The sequence below is a fragment of the Sphingopyxis sp. genome, from assembly GCF_051861155.1.
Lineage (GTDB): Bacteria > Pseudomonadota > Alphaproteobacteria > Sphingomonadales > Sphingomonadaceae > Sphingopyxis.
Window position 1 is genome coordinate 280,479 of record NZ_JBHYDE010000005.1, and the last position, 16,212, is coordinate 296,690.

Consider the following 16,212-nt stretch of genomic DNA (forward strand, 5'->3'; position numbering starts at 1 on the left):
AATATGGCCAGCGTCGCGCTTCTTTCCAATCCGCGTTCGACGGGCAACCGTGCCCTGTTGCCGCGGGTTCGCGAATATTGCGCGGCGCATCCCGACATCTTTCATTACGAGGTCGAGGACGTCGACCAGATCGGTGAGGCGATCCGTACCATCGCCATGGTATCGCCGCGCGTCGTCGTCATCAACGGTGGCGACGGCACGGTGCAGGCCGCGCTGACCGAACTCTATTCGGGCGGGCATTTCGGCGGCTCGCCGCCGCCGGTCGCGGTGCTGCCGAACGGCAAGACCAATTTGATCGCGCTCGACCTTGGCGCCGAGGGCGATCCGATCAAGGCGTTGCAGCGGGTGATCGAGCTGGTCGAATCGGGTCAGCTCGACGATCATGTGATCCAGCGCCAGCTGATCTCGCTCGACAGCGGCGGCGAAGCGCGCCCGGTGCTCGGCATGTTCCTCGGCGGTGCCTATCTCGCCGACGTCATGCTCTATTGCCGCAATCGCATCTATCCGCTTGGCCTGCCCAACGGCATTTCGCATTTCCTGGCCGCCATCCTCGGCCTGTTCGCGATGATGTTCGGGCTCGGTGGCGGACGGCTGCCGCCCAAGCCCGAGGCGATGACGGTGTCGTTGATCCGTCAGGGCGAGTTCAAGGGCAAATTTTCGCTGCTGATCGTCACGACGCTGGAAAAATTGCTGCTCAGCATGCGCACCACCGACCGCGCCGGCGAAAGCGGCCAGATGAAGCTGCTCGCGGTCGAGCGCGGGCTTGGCGCGCTGGTCCGCATGCTTGGCGCGACCTGGCGCGGCACGCTGGGGCAAAGCCAGCTCGACGGGGTGCATTTTCAGCAGGGCGATGAAATCCGCATCGAGGGCGAGCGGTCGAACGTGATCCTGGACGGCGAGATTTTTCAGGCGAAGTCGGGCAAGCCGATCATCCTGACTTCGACGCAGCCGGTTCCCTTCCTGCGCCTCGCCGCCTGAGCGCTCGCGCGTGTCCGCTTTGACCGACCTGGTTCGCGCCGAATTATCGGTCCCCGTCGACCCGCGCGTCACCGCGATGGCGCAGGCGATCGCCGCGCAATATCCGGGTAGCGCGCGCGCGGTGCTGTTTTACGGCAGCTGCCTGCGTGAGAGCGAGCTCGACGGGCTGATGCTCGATTTCTACCTGATCGTGTCGGATTATGGCGACGCCTATCCCAAACGCTGGTTGGCGGCGGCCAACCGGCTGATCCCGCCCAATGTCTTTCCGTTCCAGCACGGCGGACTGATCGCCAAATATGCGGTGCTCAGCGAGGCCGATTTTCACCGTCTGAATGGCGCCGAGACGCGCAACGTGTCGGTGTGGGCGCGCTTTGCGCAGCCGTCACGGCTGGTGTGGGCGGTCGACGATACGGCGCGGCAGCGTTCGATCGCCGCGGTCGCGCGCGCCGCGCCGACTTTGCTGGCGGCGGCGGGTGCGGTCGATGGCGAACCGCCGCTCGACTGGTGGCGGCGTGCTTTCGCGCTGACTTACTCGGTCGAACTGCGGGCCGAGCGGACGGGCCGCGCGCAATCGGTGGTCGATGCCGACGCCGAACGCTACCAACGCTTCAGCATTCCCGCGATGGCGGCAATCCCGACCGGTGCGCGCGGCGGCGGCTGGCCGCGGCGGCGGCTGGAAGGCAAGGCGCTCAGCATCGCGCGGCTCGCCAAGGCCAGCCTGACCTATGCCGGCGGCATCGATTATCTGGCGTGGAAGATCAATCGCCACGCAGGGACAAAGATCGAGATCAAGCCGTGGCAACGCCGCTGGCCGCTGGTCGCCGCACTGACTTTGGTGCCGCGCCTGATGAAAAGCGGCGCGATCCGGTAAAACGGGATTCGAGATCCCGGCGGAGGCCGGGATCTCGACGTCGATAATCCGCGCACCGGTGAGATTCCGGCTTTCGCCGGAATGACGAAATAGGGTTCAACTCGCCAGCCGCTGTCCCTCGGCCAACCGGGCCTCGCCGCAGCGCCGGATCGCCTGATCGAGCGCGTTGAGGGTGAAGGGTTTGCGCAGCACGTCATGGTCGCCGAAACTCGCGACCTCGCTCGCGTCGCCCGAATAGCCGGTCACGAACAGCACCGACAGTTCGGGCCAGCGCCGCTTGAGCTGCGCCACCAGTTCCGGTCCGGTGAGCACGGGCATCAGCACGTCAGACAAGATGAGGTCGAAACCGCTGCCGTCGGCCAGCCGCCGCTCGACGAGCCGCTCGGCCTCCAGCGGATTGCCGCACGCGACCGCGCTGTGGCCCAGTTCCTCGACCGCATCGACCGTCGCCGCCAGCACGCGCTGGTCGTCCTCGATCACCAGGATGTTCAGCGCTTCGGCCGGCGGGGCGTCGGCGGGGGCGCCGTCGGTTTCGCTCGGCGTCGCGGCAACATCCTGCGGCCGCGCCACCGGCAACAGCATCGCGACGCTGGTGCCTTCGCCTTCGGTCGACGAAATCTGCACCTCGCCGCCCGACTGGCGGCAAAAGGCAAAGACCTGGCTCATCCCCAGCCCGGTTCCCTGACCCGCGGGCTTGGTGGTGTAGAAGGGATCGAACACGCGTTCGAGCACGTCGGGCGCCATGCCGCACCCGGTGTCGATCACCTGCACCGCCAACGCCCGCCCGTCGCCGTCGCCCAGGGTGCGGATGGTCAGCGCGCCATGGCCGTTCATCGCATCGCGCGCGTTGACCGCGAGGTTGAGGAGCGCGTTTTCGAACTGTTGCCGGTCGAGCCAGCAGGCGAGACCGTCGGCATGGAGGTCGAGCGTCAGCGCGATGCGGTCGCCGATCGTCCGTTCGATCAGCTCGGCAAAGCTGGCGATGCAGCCATCGACCGCGGTGATTTCGGGGCGCGCGGGTTCGGCGCGGGCAAAGGTGAGCAACCGCCGCGTCAGGTCGGCGGCGCGGTTGGCGCCGTCGAGCGCGTTGGCGAGGTGGCGTTCGGCCTTTTCGGGGGTACCCGGCAGCCAGCGCTGCGCGAGTTCGAGTCCGCCGACAACGACCGCCAGCATATTGTTGAAATCATGCGCGATGCCGCCGGTCAGCTGACCGACCGCCTCCATCTTCTGCGCCTGGCGGAGCTGCGCCTCGGCCGCCTCGCGCTCGGTCATTTCGCTGCGCAGCGCGATATTCGCCTGTTCGAGTTCGGCGGTGCGCGCTTCGACCGCCTCTTCCAGCTGCATCGCGCGGTCGCTTTCCGCGGCTTGCTCGCGCCGCGCGACGCGGCGCTCGGCTTCGGCGCGGACGAGCGAGAAAGTGGCGCCGATCGCCACCGCCGCGGCGGCGGCGCCGAGCAGCGAAAAGAGCAGGATCGCCTGGTTCAGGCTGGCGCGGTCGGCGGCGGCGACGCGATTGCGCTCGCGCAGCAGCGCGCGTTCGTTGCCGATGATCTCGGTCAACAGCCGGTCGATACGGCCCAGCCCGGCGTCGTGGCCGGCGGCATGATATTTGGAAATCGCCGCGACCGTCTGGCTGTAATTGGCGCTGAGCGCTGCGTCGCCAAGCTGGCTGCCGCGCCGGTCCATCTCTTGCGTCAGGTCGTCGACCAGCTTCGATTGCACCGCATTGTCGCGAACGGTGCGGTCGAGCCGCGTCAGATATTGCCGCGCTAGCCCCCATTGCTGCTGAAAAACGCGGCCATCCTCTTTCTGCAAGCCGACTGCGAAACGCCCCAGCGCCGCTTCGGCGCGCGCCAGCGCGGCGTCGAGCGAGCGGGTCTGCGAAATGACTTCCAGGCTCTGCGTCTGCCATCCGAGCGAGCGGTCATAATTGTCGTTGGCGCGCGCCAGCAACAGGACGAGCGCCGCGACGACGCCGGTCAGCAGCGTCGCCATCCCGATCGTCAGCCAAAAGCGTAACCGCTCCCGCCGCCCGTCGGTTTCCGTATCGCCATCCCTCTCGAACACGCGCCCGTCTTACCGGACAAGCGCCGCGCCGCAAAGCGCCGAAGCCCCGCGTGCCTTAACACCGCATCAACTCGCCCCGAAAAGGAATCCGCTGGTCGGCGGACGGTCTCGGTTCAGCCGATAATGCCGACGCGCTGGCCCGCGCGCTCGAAGCGGCCCAGGATCTCGCCGACTTGCTCGACACTGTGTTCGGCGCACAGCGAACAGCGCAGCAGCGTCATGTTCGCCGGGGTCGCGGGCGGGCGCGCGAGGTTGACGTAAAGCCCTTCCTCCAGCAGCGCTTCCCACATCATCGCGCCGCGCTCAAGGTCGGGCATGATCACCGCAATGATCGCTGACTGCGGCTCGTCGGTGCCGAGCTGGAAACCCAGATCGCGAAGCCCCTTATGGAGTATCTTGGAATTTTCCCACAGATGCGCGCGCTTGTTCGACCCGTGCATCAGCTTGCGGATGCTCGTCGCCGCGGTCGCGACGACGCTCGGCGGCAGCGACGCGGTGAAGACATAAGGACGACAGACGAGCCGCAATATCTCGAACTTCGGATTGTTCGAAACGCAGAACCCGCCCACGGTGCCGACGCTCTTGCTGAAGGTGCCGATGATGAAGTCGACATCGTCCAGCACGCCCTGCGCTTCGGCAACGCCGCGGCCATTTTCGCCGATAAAGCCCATCGAATGCGCCTCGTCGACCAGCACCATCGCGCCGGCTTCCTTCGAGACGCGGATCATCTCTTTCAGCGGCGCGATGTCGCCGAGCATCGAATAGACGCCTTCGAGCACGACCAGCTTGCCCGCTTCGGGCGGCAGGCGCTTCAGCCGCTTTTCGAGCGCGTCGACGTCATTGTGGCGGAAGGCGACGATTTCGGCGTTGCCCATCGCGCAGCCGTCATAGATCGACGCATGGCTGTCGATGTCGAGGATGACATAGTCGCCCTTGCCCGCGATCGTCGAAATGATGCCGAGGTTCGCCTGATAACCCGTTGAAAACACCATGGCATGGTCCATGGCGTAAAATTCCTTGAGCGCGTCCTCGCATTCCTTGTGCCCCTGATAGGTGCCGTTGAGGACGCGGCTGCCGGTGGTGCCGCTGCCGAACTTGGCGAGCGCGTCCTTGCCCGCGGCGATGACATCCTCGTCGAAGGTCATGCCCATATAGTTGTAGGTGCCGAGCAGGATCGTCTCGCGCCCATTGCAGATCGCGACGGTCGGCGAGATCACCTTTTCCATCACCAGATTATAGGGATCGGTGACCCCGGTCGCGAGCAGGGTTTCGCGCTGCTGGATCAGCGGGTCGAATTTCGAAAAGAGGTCGGTCATCGCCCTGTCAGCCCTGCAGCTTCTCTACCGCCGCGACCAGCTGGCCGACGGTCTCGATTTCGGCCTGCATATTCATGCTGATGATGATGTCGAACGTGTCTTCGACCTCGGCGACGAAATCCATTACCGTCAGGCTGTCCCATTCGAGGTCGCCGGCAAAGGTCGTGGCGTCGGTCAGCTCGACGCTCTTTTTGTTGAAGGGCGCGATCAGGCCGTAAATCTGGTCGGTCAGGGCGGTGCTCATGTGGTGCGTCCCATAAAGGAATAAGATTGCGCGCGGGAATGCCGCGCTCCTGTCCGATTGGCAAGTGAATGCGGCGGGAACAGGGCAGCATCTTGCCGCCCCCGGCACTTCATGGCATCCCTGTGGCGGGTCGCCAGCAGGGGCAGCTTGGCATGGACAGCGCAGATTCAAAGACATCGCAGGGCCGGCCGGCGATTTCCTTTCCGTCGAACGCGGTGCACCTGGTCCGCACCAACCAGCAGATTACGATGCAATTGTCGCAGATGGCCGATCAAAAGGCGTCGATCCTGATGGGCGCGACCTTTGTGGTCTTCACGCTCGCGATCGGACAGGCGCGCTCGGGCGGCGGGGCACTGGCAGTGCCGCTCGCGATCCTCGCGACCTTTTCCTTCCTGTCGGCGCTGCTCGCGGTGTCGGCAGTGCTGCCGCGTGTCGGCAAGGCGCCGCCGATCGTTTATCGCGACGGCAAGGACCACAGCAACATCCTGTTCTTCGGCCGCTTTGCCCAGATGGAGGAGGATGAGTTCATCGACGCGGTGAAAGCGCGGCTACGGACCGAGGAAGATCTGTACGAAGTGATGCTGCGCGACACCTATCAGAACGGCATCGTCCTCGCGCGGCGCAAATATCGTTATCTGGCCTATGCGTATCGCCTGTTCGTCGTCGGGCTGACGCTGACCTTTGGGGCGTTTGCGTTCGAGATGGCGTCGATGTGGGCCTGAATCCCTCCCCCTGGATGGGGGAGGCAGCGAGACTTGCCAGCTTGCTGGCTTAGTCGCAGCGGAGGGGGTGCGCTCGCGGCCTGAAACGATGGTGCAAGGACGCACCGTCACCCCCATCCAACTTCGCCTAGCCACATTCGTGGCAAGGCTTCGTATCCTTCCCCCATCAAGGGGGAAGGGCGATTCTGTTGCCTTTTTGCCACCCCGGCCATCGAAAATCCCCCCGATAGTCGCCCCGGATTGAACCGCCGCGCCGCCGCGCCTATCCGGGCCGGCTATGTTGCAACAGGCCACGCCTTTGACCGCGGAAACGCCGCGGGGTCTTCGCCAGGAGTTCCGGGCGACGCTGGCGCTGGCCTTGCCGCTGGCCGCGGCAAACCTGCTCCAGATGCTAGTCCACGCGATCGACGTCATCTTCGTGGCGCGGCTCGGCGATGCGGCGCTCGCCGCCTCGTCGCTCGGCGTGTCGATCTTTGGCCTGCTACTGTGGACCGGCAGCGGGCTGGTCGGCGCCGCCGCGCCGCTGATCGCTGCCGAGCTTGGCCGCCGCAAGCATACGGTGCGTGAAGTGCGGCGCACGGTGCGCATGGCGCTCTGGCTCAGCGCCTTGGTGTCGCTCGTCTTCATGGGCATCTGCGCCGCGGGCGGGCCGATCATGACCCTGACCGGACAGCCCGCCGAAACCTCGGCGCGCGCGGCCGGTTTCCTGCTGATCCTGATGTGGGGCATGTTCCCGATGATCGCGGCGGCGGTGCTGCGGATCTTCGTCTCGGCGCTCGGGCGCCCGACGATCGCGACCGCGATCACCTTTGGCGCGCTTGGGGCCAATGCGCTCGGCAACTGGGCGCTGGTGTTCGGCAATCTCGGCATGCCCGCGCTCGGGCTGCACGGCTCGGCAATCTCCAGCGTGTTGACCAGCGTGCTGATGCTTGCCGCCTATGTCGTCGTCATCCAGTCCGACCGGCGGCTGCGGCGTTATCATCTGTTCGGCAACTGGTGGCGCAGCGAGTGGACGCGCTTTTTCGACATGCTGCGCATCGGCACCCCGATCAGCCTGACCATTTTGGCCGAGGCCGGGCTGTTCACTGGCGCGGCGTTCCTGATGGGCCGGATCGGCGAGGCCGAACTCGCGGGCCACACGATCGCGCTCCAGGTCGCGGCGCTCGCCTTCCAGATCCCGTTCGGGGTGGCGCAGGCGGCGACGATCCGCGTCGGGCTGGCCTATGGTGCGCGCGACCACCGCGGCATCGCGCAGGCGGGGCAGGCGTCGCTGGTGCTCGGCATCGGCTTCATGGCGTTCACTGCGCTGCTGATGTGGCTGTTCCCGACGCTGGTGCTGTCGATCTATGTCGATGTCGATGCGGCGCGCAACGCGGCGCTGGTCGGTTTCGCCATGCAGTTTCTGGTCGTCGCCGCGGCGTTCCAGCTGTTCGACGGCGCGCAGGCGGTTGCTGCCGGGGTGCTGCGCGGGCTTCAGGATACGCGTACCCCGATGATCATCGCGATCTGCGGTTACTGGATCGCGGGCTATGGCACCGCCATCTACCTCGGCTTCTGGACCTCGCTCGCCGGGGTCGGGGTGTGGATCGGGCTGGCGGTGGGGCTGATCGTCGTGTCGGCGGTGCTGCTCATGCGCTGGCGGATGCGCGCCCGTCTTGGCCTGCTCCCGGCCTGACGCAAAAAACTTGGACTGCGGCGCTTGACGCCTATCGGACTCCCACCCATATGGCCGTCTGTTAGCACTCGCACCCCGTGAGTGCTAAATGACATCCATTGCATTTCTGGAGGGATATCCATGCAATTTCGTCCGCTGCACGACCGCGTGCTGGTTCGCCGTATCGAAGCCGAAGAAAAAACGGCTGGCGGCATCATCATTCCCGACACCGCCAAGGAAAAGCCGCAGGAAGGCGAAGTCGTCTCCGTCGGTTCGGGCACCCGCGCCGACGATGGCAAGGTGACCCCGCTCGACGTCAAGGCGGGTGACCGCATCCTGTTCGGCAAATGGTCGGGCACCGAAGTCAAGGTCGACGGCGAAGAGCTGCTGATCATGAAGGAATCGGACATCCTCGGCGTTATCGCCTGAGCTTGTTTGTCGATTTGCGAATGAAGTTGCGCAGTTTTCTGCGCCTTTGAAAGGAATAGCCCCATGGCTGCAAAAGACGTAAAATTTAGCCGCGACGCGCGCGAACGCATCCTGCGCGGTGTCGACATCCTCGCCGACGCGGTGAAGGTCACCCTCGGTCCCAAGGGCCGCAACGTCGTGATCGACAAGAGCTTCGGCGCCCCCCGCATCACCAAGGACGGCGTCACCGTCGCCAAGGAAATCGAACTCAAGGACAAGTTCGAAAACATGGGCGCGCAGATGGTCCGCGAAGTCGCTTCGAAGACCAACGATCTTGCCGGTGACGGTACCACCACCGCGACTGTGCTGGCGCAGGCGATCGTCCGCGAAGGCATGAAGTCGGTTGCTGCCGGCATGAACCCGATGGACCTGAAGCGCGGCATCGACCTGGCGGTCACCCGCGTCGTCGACACCATCAAGGCGCAGTCGAAGGCCGTTTCGGGCACCGCCGAAATCGCCCAGGTCGGTATCATTTCGGCCAATGGCGACACCATCGTCGGCGAAAAGATCGCCGAAGCGATGGATAAGGTCGGCAAGGAAGGCGTGATCACCGTCGAAGAAGCCAAGGGTCTCGATTTCGAGCTCGACGTCGTCGAGGGCATGCAGTTCGACCGCGGTTACCTGTCGCCTTACTTCATCACCAACCCGGAAAAGATGCTCGTCGAGCTGGCCGATCCGTACATCCTGATCTTCGAAAAGAAGCTGTCGAACCTCCAGTCGATGCTGCCGATCCTCGAAGCCGTGGTGCAGTCGGGCCGTCCGCTGCTGATCATCGCCGAAGACATCGAAGGCGAAGCGCTCGCGACGCTGGTGGTCAACCGCCTGCGCGGCGGCCTGAAGGTCGCGGCCGTCAAGGCACCGGGCTTCGGCGATCGCCGCAAGGCGATGCTGCAGGACATCGCGATCCTGACCAACGGTGAAATGATCAGCGAAGACCTGGGCATCAAGCTGGAAAGCGTCACGCTGAACATGCTGGGTCAGGCCAAGCGCGTCACCATCGACAAGGACAACACCACGATTGTCGACGGTGCCGGCGATGCCGACACGATCAAGGGCCGCGTCGAACAGATCCGCGCCCAGATCGAAACGACCACGTCGGATTACGACAAGGAAAAGCTGCAGGAACGTCTGGCGAAGCTCGCCGGCGGCGTTGCGGTGATCAAGGTCGGCGGCGCTTCGGAAGTCGAAGTGAAGGAACGCAAGGATCGCGTCGATGACGCGCTGCACGCGACCCGCGCTGCGGTCGAAGAAGGCATCGTCCCCGGCGGCGGTACCGCGCTGCTCTATGCCACCAAGGCATTGGACGGCCTGACCGGCGTCAACGAAGACCAGACCCGCGGCATCGACATCATCCGTCGCGCGCTGCAGGCTCCGGTTCGCCAGATCGCCGAAAACGCGGGCTTCGACGGCGCGGTTGTTGCCGGCAAGCTGTTCGACCAGAACGACGCCAACTTCGGCTTCAACGCCTCGACCGACGTCTATGAAGACCTGGTCAAGGCGGGTGTCATCGACCCGACCAAGGTTGTGCGCACCGCGCTGCAGGATGCGGCCTCGGTCGCCGGCCTGCTGATCACCACCGAAGCCGGCATCGCCGAAACGCCCGACGACAAGCCCGCCATGCCCATGGGCGGCGGCGGCATGGGTGGCATGGGCGGCATGGACTTCTAAGTCCGAACCGTTCGGCACTCAGCCAATGAAAAGAGGGCCGGGGGAGCAATCCTCCGGCCCATTTTCGTTGCACTTCACCTCCCGTCACCCCGGACTTGATCCGGGGCCCCGCTTGCCACCGTCGCTGAGCTGGACCCCGGGTCAAGCCCGGGGTGACGAAAGTGGGGAGGGACATTGCCAGTTCACCTTGCGCCGCATAGCTTGGGCCGCATGAGCCTGCTCCTCGCCCTCGCCATGATCGCCGACCCGGCCCAGCCGATCGAGCGCTGCGGTTACCGCATCGTCCAGAGCTACCCCCACGACAGGACGTCGTTCACCCAGGGCCTGTTCTGGGAAAACGGCCACCTCTACGAAGCCACCGGCCAATACGGTCGCTCGCGCGTCGCGCGGCTCGACCTCAAGACCGGCAAGGCGCTCGCCCAGACCAGGCTGCCCGCCGACCAGTTCGGCGAGGGCATCACCCGCTGGCGCGACCAGATCATCGGAGTCACCTGGCAGGGCGGGGTGGGCAATCGCTGGCGGATCAAGGATCTGAAGCCCGTCGGCAATTTCAAATATGCCGGCGAAGGCTGGGGCGTGACCATGGTCGGCGACGCACTGGTGCTGAGCGACGGCACGTCGCAGCTGCGCTTCTTCGATCCCGCGACGATGACCGAGCAGAAGCGCGTCACGGTGCGCTTCGGCAGCCGCCCGCTGGCGATGCTCAACGAGCTTGAGACGATCGACGGCGAAATCTGGGCCAATGTCTGGATGACCGACATGATCGTGCGGATCGACCCCGTCAGCGGCGCCATCACATCCTGGATCGACCTGTCGGGGCTGAAACAAGAGGCCGGGGTGCGGGGCAGCGACAGCGTCCTCAACGGCATCGCCTGGGACGCGAAGCAGAAGCGCCTGTTCGTCACCGGCAAATATTGGCCGAAGCTTTACGAAATCGCGCTTGCCGACTGCCGCTAGCCGCCCAGCGCCGCCGCCAGCCGCGCCGCGGCGGCATCATAGACACGTGCCTTCAATCCCGCGGTGATCGCCGTCGGCGTGCGGTCGGGGTGGCCGCCGGCATAGGGCGGGGCGGGGTCATATTCGATCGCGAGCTGGATCGCCTGCGCCACCGCATCGCCGTGCAGTCGGCCGATCAGCGTCAGCGCGAAATCGAGCCCCGACGTCACCCCGCCGCTGGTGACGACATTGCCATCTTCGACGATCCGCGCGTTCACCGGTTCGGCGCCGACCAGCGGCAGCAGATGGGCATAGGCCCAATGCGTCGTGGCGCGCTTGCCGGACAGCAGCCCGGCGCGGCCGAGCAGGAAGGCGCCGGTGCACACGCTGGTCACCCACCGCGCGCCCGCCGCCTGGCGGGCGATGAAATCGATCGTCGCGGGATCGTTCAGCGCCTCGGCGACGCCGTGTCCGCCGGGGACGCACAAGATGTCGGCTTGCGGACAGCTTGCGAAATCGTCGGTCGGCAGGATCGCAAAGCCGCTGTCGGTGGCGATCGCATCGCGGCGGGCGGCGGCGCCGACCAGACGCGCGCCGGGCATCCGGCACAGCGCCTGCGCGGGCGCGGTGAAATCGAGCTGGGTGATGCCCGGAAACAGCAGGAAGACGACGGTGGTCGGAGCGGGGGCGGCAGGTGTGTCGGTCATGCGGATGTCCTTGCGCTGGCGATGGATCACCCAGGCGCGCGGCTCGACATGGCAACTTGGCCAACCCCGCTTCCCGATGGGTCTCCATCTTCAGCGCCAGTCGCGGGGCGGTTCCCGTCTAACCCCGCGGCGCGCCAAGGGAAAGCCGCTATTTGTCCGCCGCCTCGCGCCCGTCGGTCGCGGTTTCCGCGTCGGCGGCGGACGCGGCGTCACGGCTTTCGAGCATTTCGGCGGCATCGTCGAGGGCCTTTGCCTCGCTGACCGTTACTCCGCCGGGGCCGGGTTCGTTATCGGTGCGGCTGCATCCCGCGGCCAGCAGCAGCGCCGCCGCCGCGATCGGGATGGTTGCCGGATATTGGCGGCTCACAGGACATCTCCCACGCAAAAGGGCTCCATCCGCGTTGGATGGAGCCCCTTCATAGTCGCACGCTCAGACGCGCGCCAACGACTTACTGCTTGTCGTTGGCTTCGGCCTTGGCGGTTTCTTCTTCGATCTTGTCGCCTGCGGCAGCGGCAGCGTCACCGGCAGCGTTCACGGTGCCTTCGACGGCGTTGCCGGCGTCGTCGGCAGCGGCAGCGGTTGCTTCGGCGGCGTCGGCCGCACCTTCGGCAACGGCGTCGCCAGCGGCGGCGGCATCGTCAGCAACGGCGGCGCCGGCTTCCGAGGTTTCTTCCTGGGCCTTTTCCGAGCAGGCGGTCAGGCTGAAGGCCGCGGCGGCCATCGAAGCGATGAGGATCTTGCGCATGGGTAATTCCTTTCGAATGCAATGACCGGGTGACCGGCCATGGATGCAGAGGGTTAGCGAGGGTTCAGGGGCTTGGCAATCAATAGCTTTTGCCCTCGTTTGGGACGCTGTCCGCGCCCAAATAGACAAGGGGGCCGCCGGTGAACCGACGACCCCCGTTGTTTTTTCGGCCGAAGCGGCCCGAAAGAAGCTTACTTCTTGGCTTCTTCCATCGCGCCCTTGGCAGCGTCGGTCGCTTCCTTGGCGGCGTCGGCAGCTTCGGTCGCCTTGTCGGCGGCAGCGGCGGTGTCGCCAGCAGCAGCGGCGTCGGCCGCACCTTCGGCGGCAGCGCCGGCGGTGGCAGCAGCGTCGGCAGCGCCTTCGGCGGCTTCCATCGCACCGTCAGCAGCGCCTTCGACGGTCGCTGCTGCGTCTTCGGTGGCGGCTGCGGTGTCGTCGGCAGCCTTTTCACCGCAAGCAGCGAGGCCCAGCGAGGCGGCGAGAACGAGCGACAGAGTGATCGATTTTTTCATGTGGGAAACCCCTCTCGGTTTGAACTGATCGACCGGCACAGGAACAGATCGATCCCGAAATATGCCAATCACGCGCAGAATTACTCGCTCGCCAAATGGCGCGCAACGCCCTTTTTGCGCGCGCCCACCGGTTTCGTCGCAAATGTGTTTCGGCGCGATCCCGCACGGCGGAAATAGGGGTGCGCGGCTTGGTTGACCAGATATAAAGAAAGCTTTATATGTATTGTCATGAGCGAACTGATCGACATCTTTAGGGCCCTGGCCGACCCGACGCGGTTGCGAGTCGTGGCGTTGCTGCGCGAGATGGAGCTGGCGATCGGCGAACTCGCGGTGGTGCTCGACCAGAGCCAGCCGCGGGTGTCGCGCCATGTCCGGATCCTGGTCGAGGCGGGCATCGTCGAGCGGCGGCGTGAAGGCAGCTGGGTCTTTCTGCGGATCGCCAAAGGCGGACCGATCGCGGAGATCATCGGACAGGCAGAAAAATGGCCATTTTCGGCGCGCGAGGCGCTGGTCATCGCGCATGACGCACGACGGCTGGCGGCGGTGCGCGACGAACGCGTCGCGGTCGCCGAGCGCTATTTTGCAGAACATGCCGCCGAATGGGACGCGATCCGCTCGCGCCACGTCGCCGAAAGCGAGGTCGAGGCGGCGATGCTGGCGATGATGCACAACCGCCGGTTGGGACATTTGCTCGACATTGGCACCGGCACCGGCCGGATGGCGGAAATTTTCGCGCCGACCGCGCGCCGGATCACCGCGCTCGATCGCAGCCCCGAAATGCTGCGCATCGCGCGCGCCAAGCTGGCGGGGCAGGCGATCCCGGTCGATCTGGTGCAGGGCGATTTCCTGAACCTGCCGGTCGGCGACGCCAGCGTCGACAGCATCGTCATCCACCAGGCGCTGCACTTTGCGCACGAACCCGATCGGGTGATTGCCGAGGCAAGCCGGGTGCTGCGCGGCGGCGGCCATTTGCTGGTCGTCGATTTTGCGCCGCACGAGGATGAAGACTTGCGCAACCTGGCGGCGCACGCGCGCCTCGGCTTTTCGGACGCGCAGATCCGCGGCTGGTTCGCTTCGGCAGGACTGCTGCTGGAAAATACCCAAACGCTCGAAGGCGGCGAACTGGCAGTCAAGCTCTGGCTCGGCCGCCGTCGCAGCGACGAAGATCAACCGCCGATCGCCCAGGATGGCGACGGTCAGCAAAAAAGGCTCGCGGCATGACGTCGAACTTGAATTCGCTCGCGGAAGCGCGCCGCGCTGCGGCGTCGCCGCTGTTCGCCAATCTGGACGGCGACATCGGCGTCAGCTTCGAATTTTTCCCGCCCAAGACCGAGAAGATGGAAGCGCAGCTGTGGGACACGTTCCGCACCCTCGAGCCGCTGGGCCCGAGCTTTGTGTCGGTCACTTATGGCGCGGGCGGATCGACGCGCGAGCGCACTCATGCGACCGTCGCGCGCATCGCGGCGGAAAGCGCGGTGCCGCCCGCGGCGCACCTGACCTGCGTCGAGGCGTCGCGCGCCGAGATCGACGAGGTAGCCGAGGCCTATTGGCAGGCCGGAGTGCGGCACATTGTCGCGCTGCGCGGCGACGTGCCGGGTGGGGCGCCCTATCGCGCGCATCCCAACGGCTATGCCAACGCGATCGAGCTGGTCGCGGGACTGAAGGCGATCGCGCCCTTCGACATTTCGGTTGCCGCTTACCCGGAGGTCCACCCCGACGCCGACTGCGCCGAGTCCGATCTCGATAACCTCAAGCGCAAACTCGATGCGGGCGCGACGCGGGCGATCACGCAATTCTTCTTTTCGCCCGACAGCTTCCTACGCTTTCGCGATGCGGCGGCGGCCGCGGGAATCGACGCGCCGATCATCCCGGGCATCCTCCCCGTGTCGAATGTGTCGCAGACGCGGCGCATGGCCGACATGTGCGGCACTGCGATCCCCGCTTGGATGATCTCGTTGTTCGAGGGGCTCGACGATCTGCCTGCGGCGCGCCAGCTCGTCGCTGCGACGATCGCTGCCGAAATGTGCCGCCGCCTTTACGCGGGCGGGGTGCGCGATTTCCATTTCTATACGCTCAACCGCGCCGAACTCAGCTATGCCATTTGCCATCTGCTCGGCCTGCGCCCCACCCCGACCGCAAAGGATCAGGCAGCATGAGCGCCAATTCGAAAATGGGGGCACGCGAAGCGCTGCAAGCGGCGGCGACGACCCGTATCCTGCTCACCGACGGCGGTTGGGGAACGCAGATCCAGGACCGCAAGCTGGTCGAGGCCGATTATGCCGGCAATCTGGGGCTGACGCATGATCAGAAGGGCAATAACGACATCCTCGCGCTGACGCGTCCGGACATCGTCTCCGCGATCGGCGAGGCCTATCTGGCGGCGGGGTCCGACATCGTGTCGACCAATACGTTCAGCACCAACCGAATCAGCCAGGCCGATTATGGCGCCGAACATCTGGTCGCCGACATCAATCGCGAAAGCGCGCGGCTGGGGCGCGCGGCGGCCGACAAATATGAAGCGATCGACGGTCGCCGCCGCTTCATCGCGGGCGCGGTCGGCCCGACGAACAAGACCTTGTCGTTGTCGCCCGACGTCAACAACCCCGGATACCGCGAGATCGATTTCGACGAGCTGAAGGACGTCTATCTCGACCAGGTGATCGCGCTGGCCGAGGGCGGCGCCGATTTCATCCTGATCGAGACGATCTTCGACACGCTCAACGCCAAGGCGGGCATCGCCGCGACGCTGGAGGCCGAGGCGAAGGTCGGACGCGAACTGCCGCTGATGATTTCGATGACCTTGACTGACCTCTCGGGCCGCAACCTGTCGGGGCACACGGTCGAGGCGTTCTGGTATGCGGTGCGCCATGCGAAGCCCTTGACGATCGGGCTCAACTGCTCGTTCGGCGCCGCGCAGCTGCGTCCGCATGTGAAAGTGCTGTCCGAGATCGCCGATGCGCTGGTGATGGTCTATCCCAACGCCGGCCTCCCCAACGAACTCGGCGAATATGACGAACTGCCCGAGACCACCGCAGAGCTGGTGCGCGAATGGGCCGATCATGGCCAGGTCAATATCCTGGGCGGCTGCTGCGGATCGACGCCGGCGCATATCGCCGCGATGGCGAAAGCCGTCGCGGGATTGCCCGCCAGGCAGATCCCCGAGGTGCCGGTGCGGACGCGGCTCGCCGGGCTGGAGCCGTTCACAATGGCGGCGTGATTCTAACCCCTCCCCTTCAGGGGAGGGGCAGCGAGACTTGCCAGCTTGCTGGCTAGTCGCAGCGGGGTGGGCCAAGCGGCGTCGCCCTATGCTGCGACCCCCACCC

Annotated in this window: 17 protein-coding genes and 1 riboswitch; of the genes, 10 read left to right on the top strand and 7 right to left on the bottom strand. The window is 65.7% G+C overall.

The genetic code is table 11. The features are described 5' to 3' along the window. Positions 1-3 precede the first annotated feature (3 nt). Positions 4-978, top strand: a complete 975-nt coding sequence (locus ACTIFP_RS11435; RefSeq protein ID WP_439568841.1) for a diacylglycerol/lipid kinase family protein — start codon at positions 4-6, stop codon at positions 976-978. Between the two features lie 10 nt (positions 979-988). Continuing rightward, a complete protein-coding gene (locus tag ACTIFP_RS11440) occupies positions 989-1,849 on the top strand; it encodes a hypothetical protein (protein WP_439568842.1) in 861 nt (286 codons plus the stop codon). A 96-nt stretch (positions 1,850-1,945) separates the two neighbouring features. Here ACTIFP_RS11440 and ACTIFP_RS11445 read toward each other — a convergent pair whose 3' ends face one another. From ACTIFP_RS11445 to ACTIFP_RS11455, 3 genes are all read right to left on the bottom strand, one after another. Continuing rightward, a complete protein-coding gene (locus ACTIFP_RS11445) occupies positions 1,946-3,916 on the bottom strand; it encodes an ATP-binding protein (RefSeq protein ID WP_439568843.1) in 1,971 nt (656 codons plus the stop codon). Between the two features lie 113 nt (positions 3,917-4,029). Further along, positions 4,030-5,232, bottom strand: coding sequence for a serine palmitoyltransferase (gene spt / locus ACTIFP_RS11450; protein ID WP_439568844.1), 1,203 nt, complete (start codon positions 5,230-5,232; stop codon positions 4,030-4,032). 7 nt (positions 5,233-5,239) lie between these two features. Continuing rightward, positions 5,240-5,476, bottom strand: coding sequence for an acyl carrier protein (locus tag ACTIFP_RS11455; RefSeq protein ID WP_439568845.1), 237 nt, complete (start codon positions 5,474-5,476; stop codon positions 5,240-5,242). A 122-nt stretch (positions 5,477-5,598) separates the two neighbouring features. Here ACTIFP_RS11455 and ACTIFP_RS11460 point away from each other — a divergent pair, with 122 nt between their 5' ends. The 5 genes from ACTIFP_RS11460 (at position 5,599) to ACTIFP_RS11480 (ending at position 10,945) form a co-directional block, all read left to right on the top strand. Then, positions 5,599-6,198: a Pycsar system effector family protein gene (locus tag ACTIFP_RS11460; protein ID WP_439568846.1), complete on the top strand. Its 600-nt coding sequence runs from the start codon at positions 5,599-5,601 to the stop codon at positions 6,196-6,198. A 277-nt stretch (positions 6,199-6,475) separates the two neighbouring features. Continuing rightward, the gene (locus ACTIFP_RS11465; protein ID WP_439568847.1) at positions 6,476-7,873 is read left to right on the top strand and encodes an MATE family efflux transporter; all 1,398 of its coding nucleotides are present in this window, start codon (positions 6,476-6,478) and stop codon (positions 7,871-7,873) included. A gap of 120 nt (positions 7,874-7,993) precedes the next feature. Next, positions 7,994-8,281, top strand: coding sequence for a co-chaperone GroES (gene groES, locus ACTIFP_RS11470; protein ID WP_037554105.1), 288 nt, complete (start codon positions 7,994-7,996; stop codon positions 8,279-8,281). Between the two features lie 63 nt (positions 8,282-8,344). After that, the gene (gene groL, locus ACTIFP_RS11475) at positions 8,345-9,988 is read left to right on the top strand and encodes a chaperonin GroEL (RefSeq protein WP_439568848.1); all 1,644 of its coding nucleotides are present in this window, start codon (positions 8,345-8,347) and stop codon (positions 9,986-9,988) included. Between the two features lie 210 nt (positions 9,989-10,198). Next, a complete protein-coding gene (locus tag ACTIFP_RS11480) occupies positions 10,199-10,945 on the top strand; it encodes a glutaminyl-peptide cyclotransferase (RefSeq protein ID WP_439568849.1) in 747 nt (248 codons plus the stop codon). Here the strand turns inward: ACTIFP_RS11480 and ACTIFP_RS11485 are convergent. The 4 genes from ACTIFP_RS11485 to ACTIFP_RS11500 all read right to left on the bottom strand — a co-directional run bounded on the left by ACTIFP_RS11485 (position 10,942) and on the right by ACTIFP_RS11500 (position 12,889). Further along, entirely contained in the window at positions 10,942-11,631 is a 690-nt protein-coding gene (locus ACTIFP_RS11485) for a DJ-1/PfpI family protein (protein WP_439568850.1), read from the bottom strand. The two genes, ACTIFP_RS11480 and ACTIFP_RS11485, sit on opposite strands and share 4 nt — an antisense overlap. A 21-nt stretch (positions 11,632-11,652) precedes the next feature. Beyond that, a riboswitch (ZMP/ZTP riboswitch) is annotated at positions 11,653-11,745 on the bottom strand. Between the two features lie 34 nt (positions 11,746-11,779). Beyond that, the gene (locus tag ACTIFP_RS11490) at positions 11,780-11,998 is read right to left on the bottom strand and encodes a hypothetical protein (protein ID WP_439568851.1); all 219 of its coding nucleotides are present in this window, start codon (positions 11,996-11,998) and stop codon (positions 11,780-11,782) included. A gap of 82 nt (positions 11,999-12,080) precedes the next feature. Further along, positions 12,081-12,377: an entericidin EcnAB gene (locus tag ACTIFP_RS11495; protein WP_439568852.1), complete on the bottom strand. Its 297-nt coding sequence runs from the start codon at positions 12,375-12,377 to the stop codon at positions 12,081-12,083. Between the two features lie 191 nt (positions 12,378-12,568). Then, complete coding sequence (locus tag ACTIFP_RS11500) at positions 12,569-12,889, bottom strand: hypothetical protein (RefSeq protein ID WP_439568853.1); 321 nt, start codon at positions 12,887-12,889, stop codon at positions 12,569-12,571. Between the two features lie 228 nt (positions 12,890-13,117). On the opposite strand from ACTIFP_RS11500, the gene ACTIFP_RS11505 reads away from it, so the two are divergent. From ACTIFP_RS11505 to ACTIFP_RS11515, 3 genes are read left to right on the top strand one after another with little or no spacing between them, the layout of a single operon-like run. Beyond that, entirely contained in the window at positions 13,118-14,110 is a 993-nt protein-coding gene (locus ACTIFP_RS11505; protein ID WP_439568854.1) for an ArsR/SmtB family transcription factor, read from the top strand. Next, positions 14,107-15,045 (top strand): methylenetetrahydrofolate reductase, encoded by a 939-nt coding sequence (gene metF, locus ACTIFP_RS11510; protein WP_439568855.1) that lies wholly within the window; start codon positions 14,107-14,109, stop codon positions 15,043-15,045. Before ACTIFP_RS11505 ends, metF begins: the two co-directional genes overlap by 4 nt. A gap of 14 nt (positions 15,046-15,059) precedes the next feature. Continuing rightward, positions 15,060-16,106, top strand: coding sequence for a homocysteine S-methyltransferase family protein (locus ACTIFP_RS11515; protein ID WP_439568889.1), 1,047 nt, complete (start codon positions 15,060-15,062; stop codon positions 16,104-16,106). The last annotated feature ends 106 nt before the right edge of the window (positions 16,107-16,212 follow it).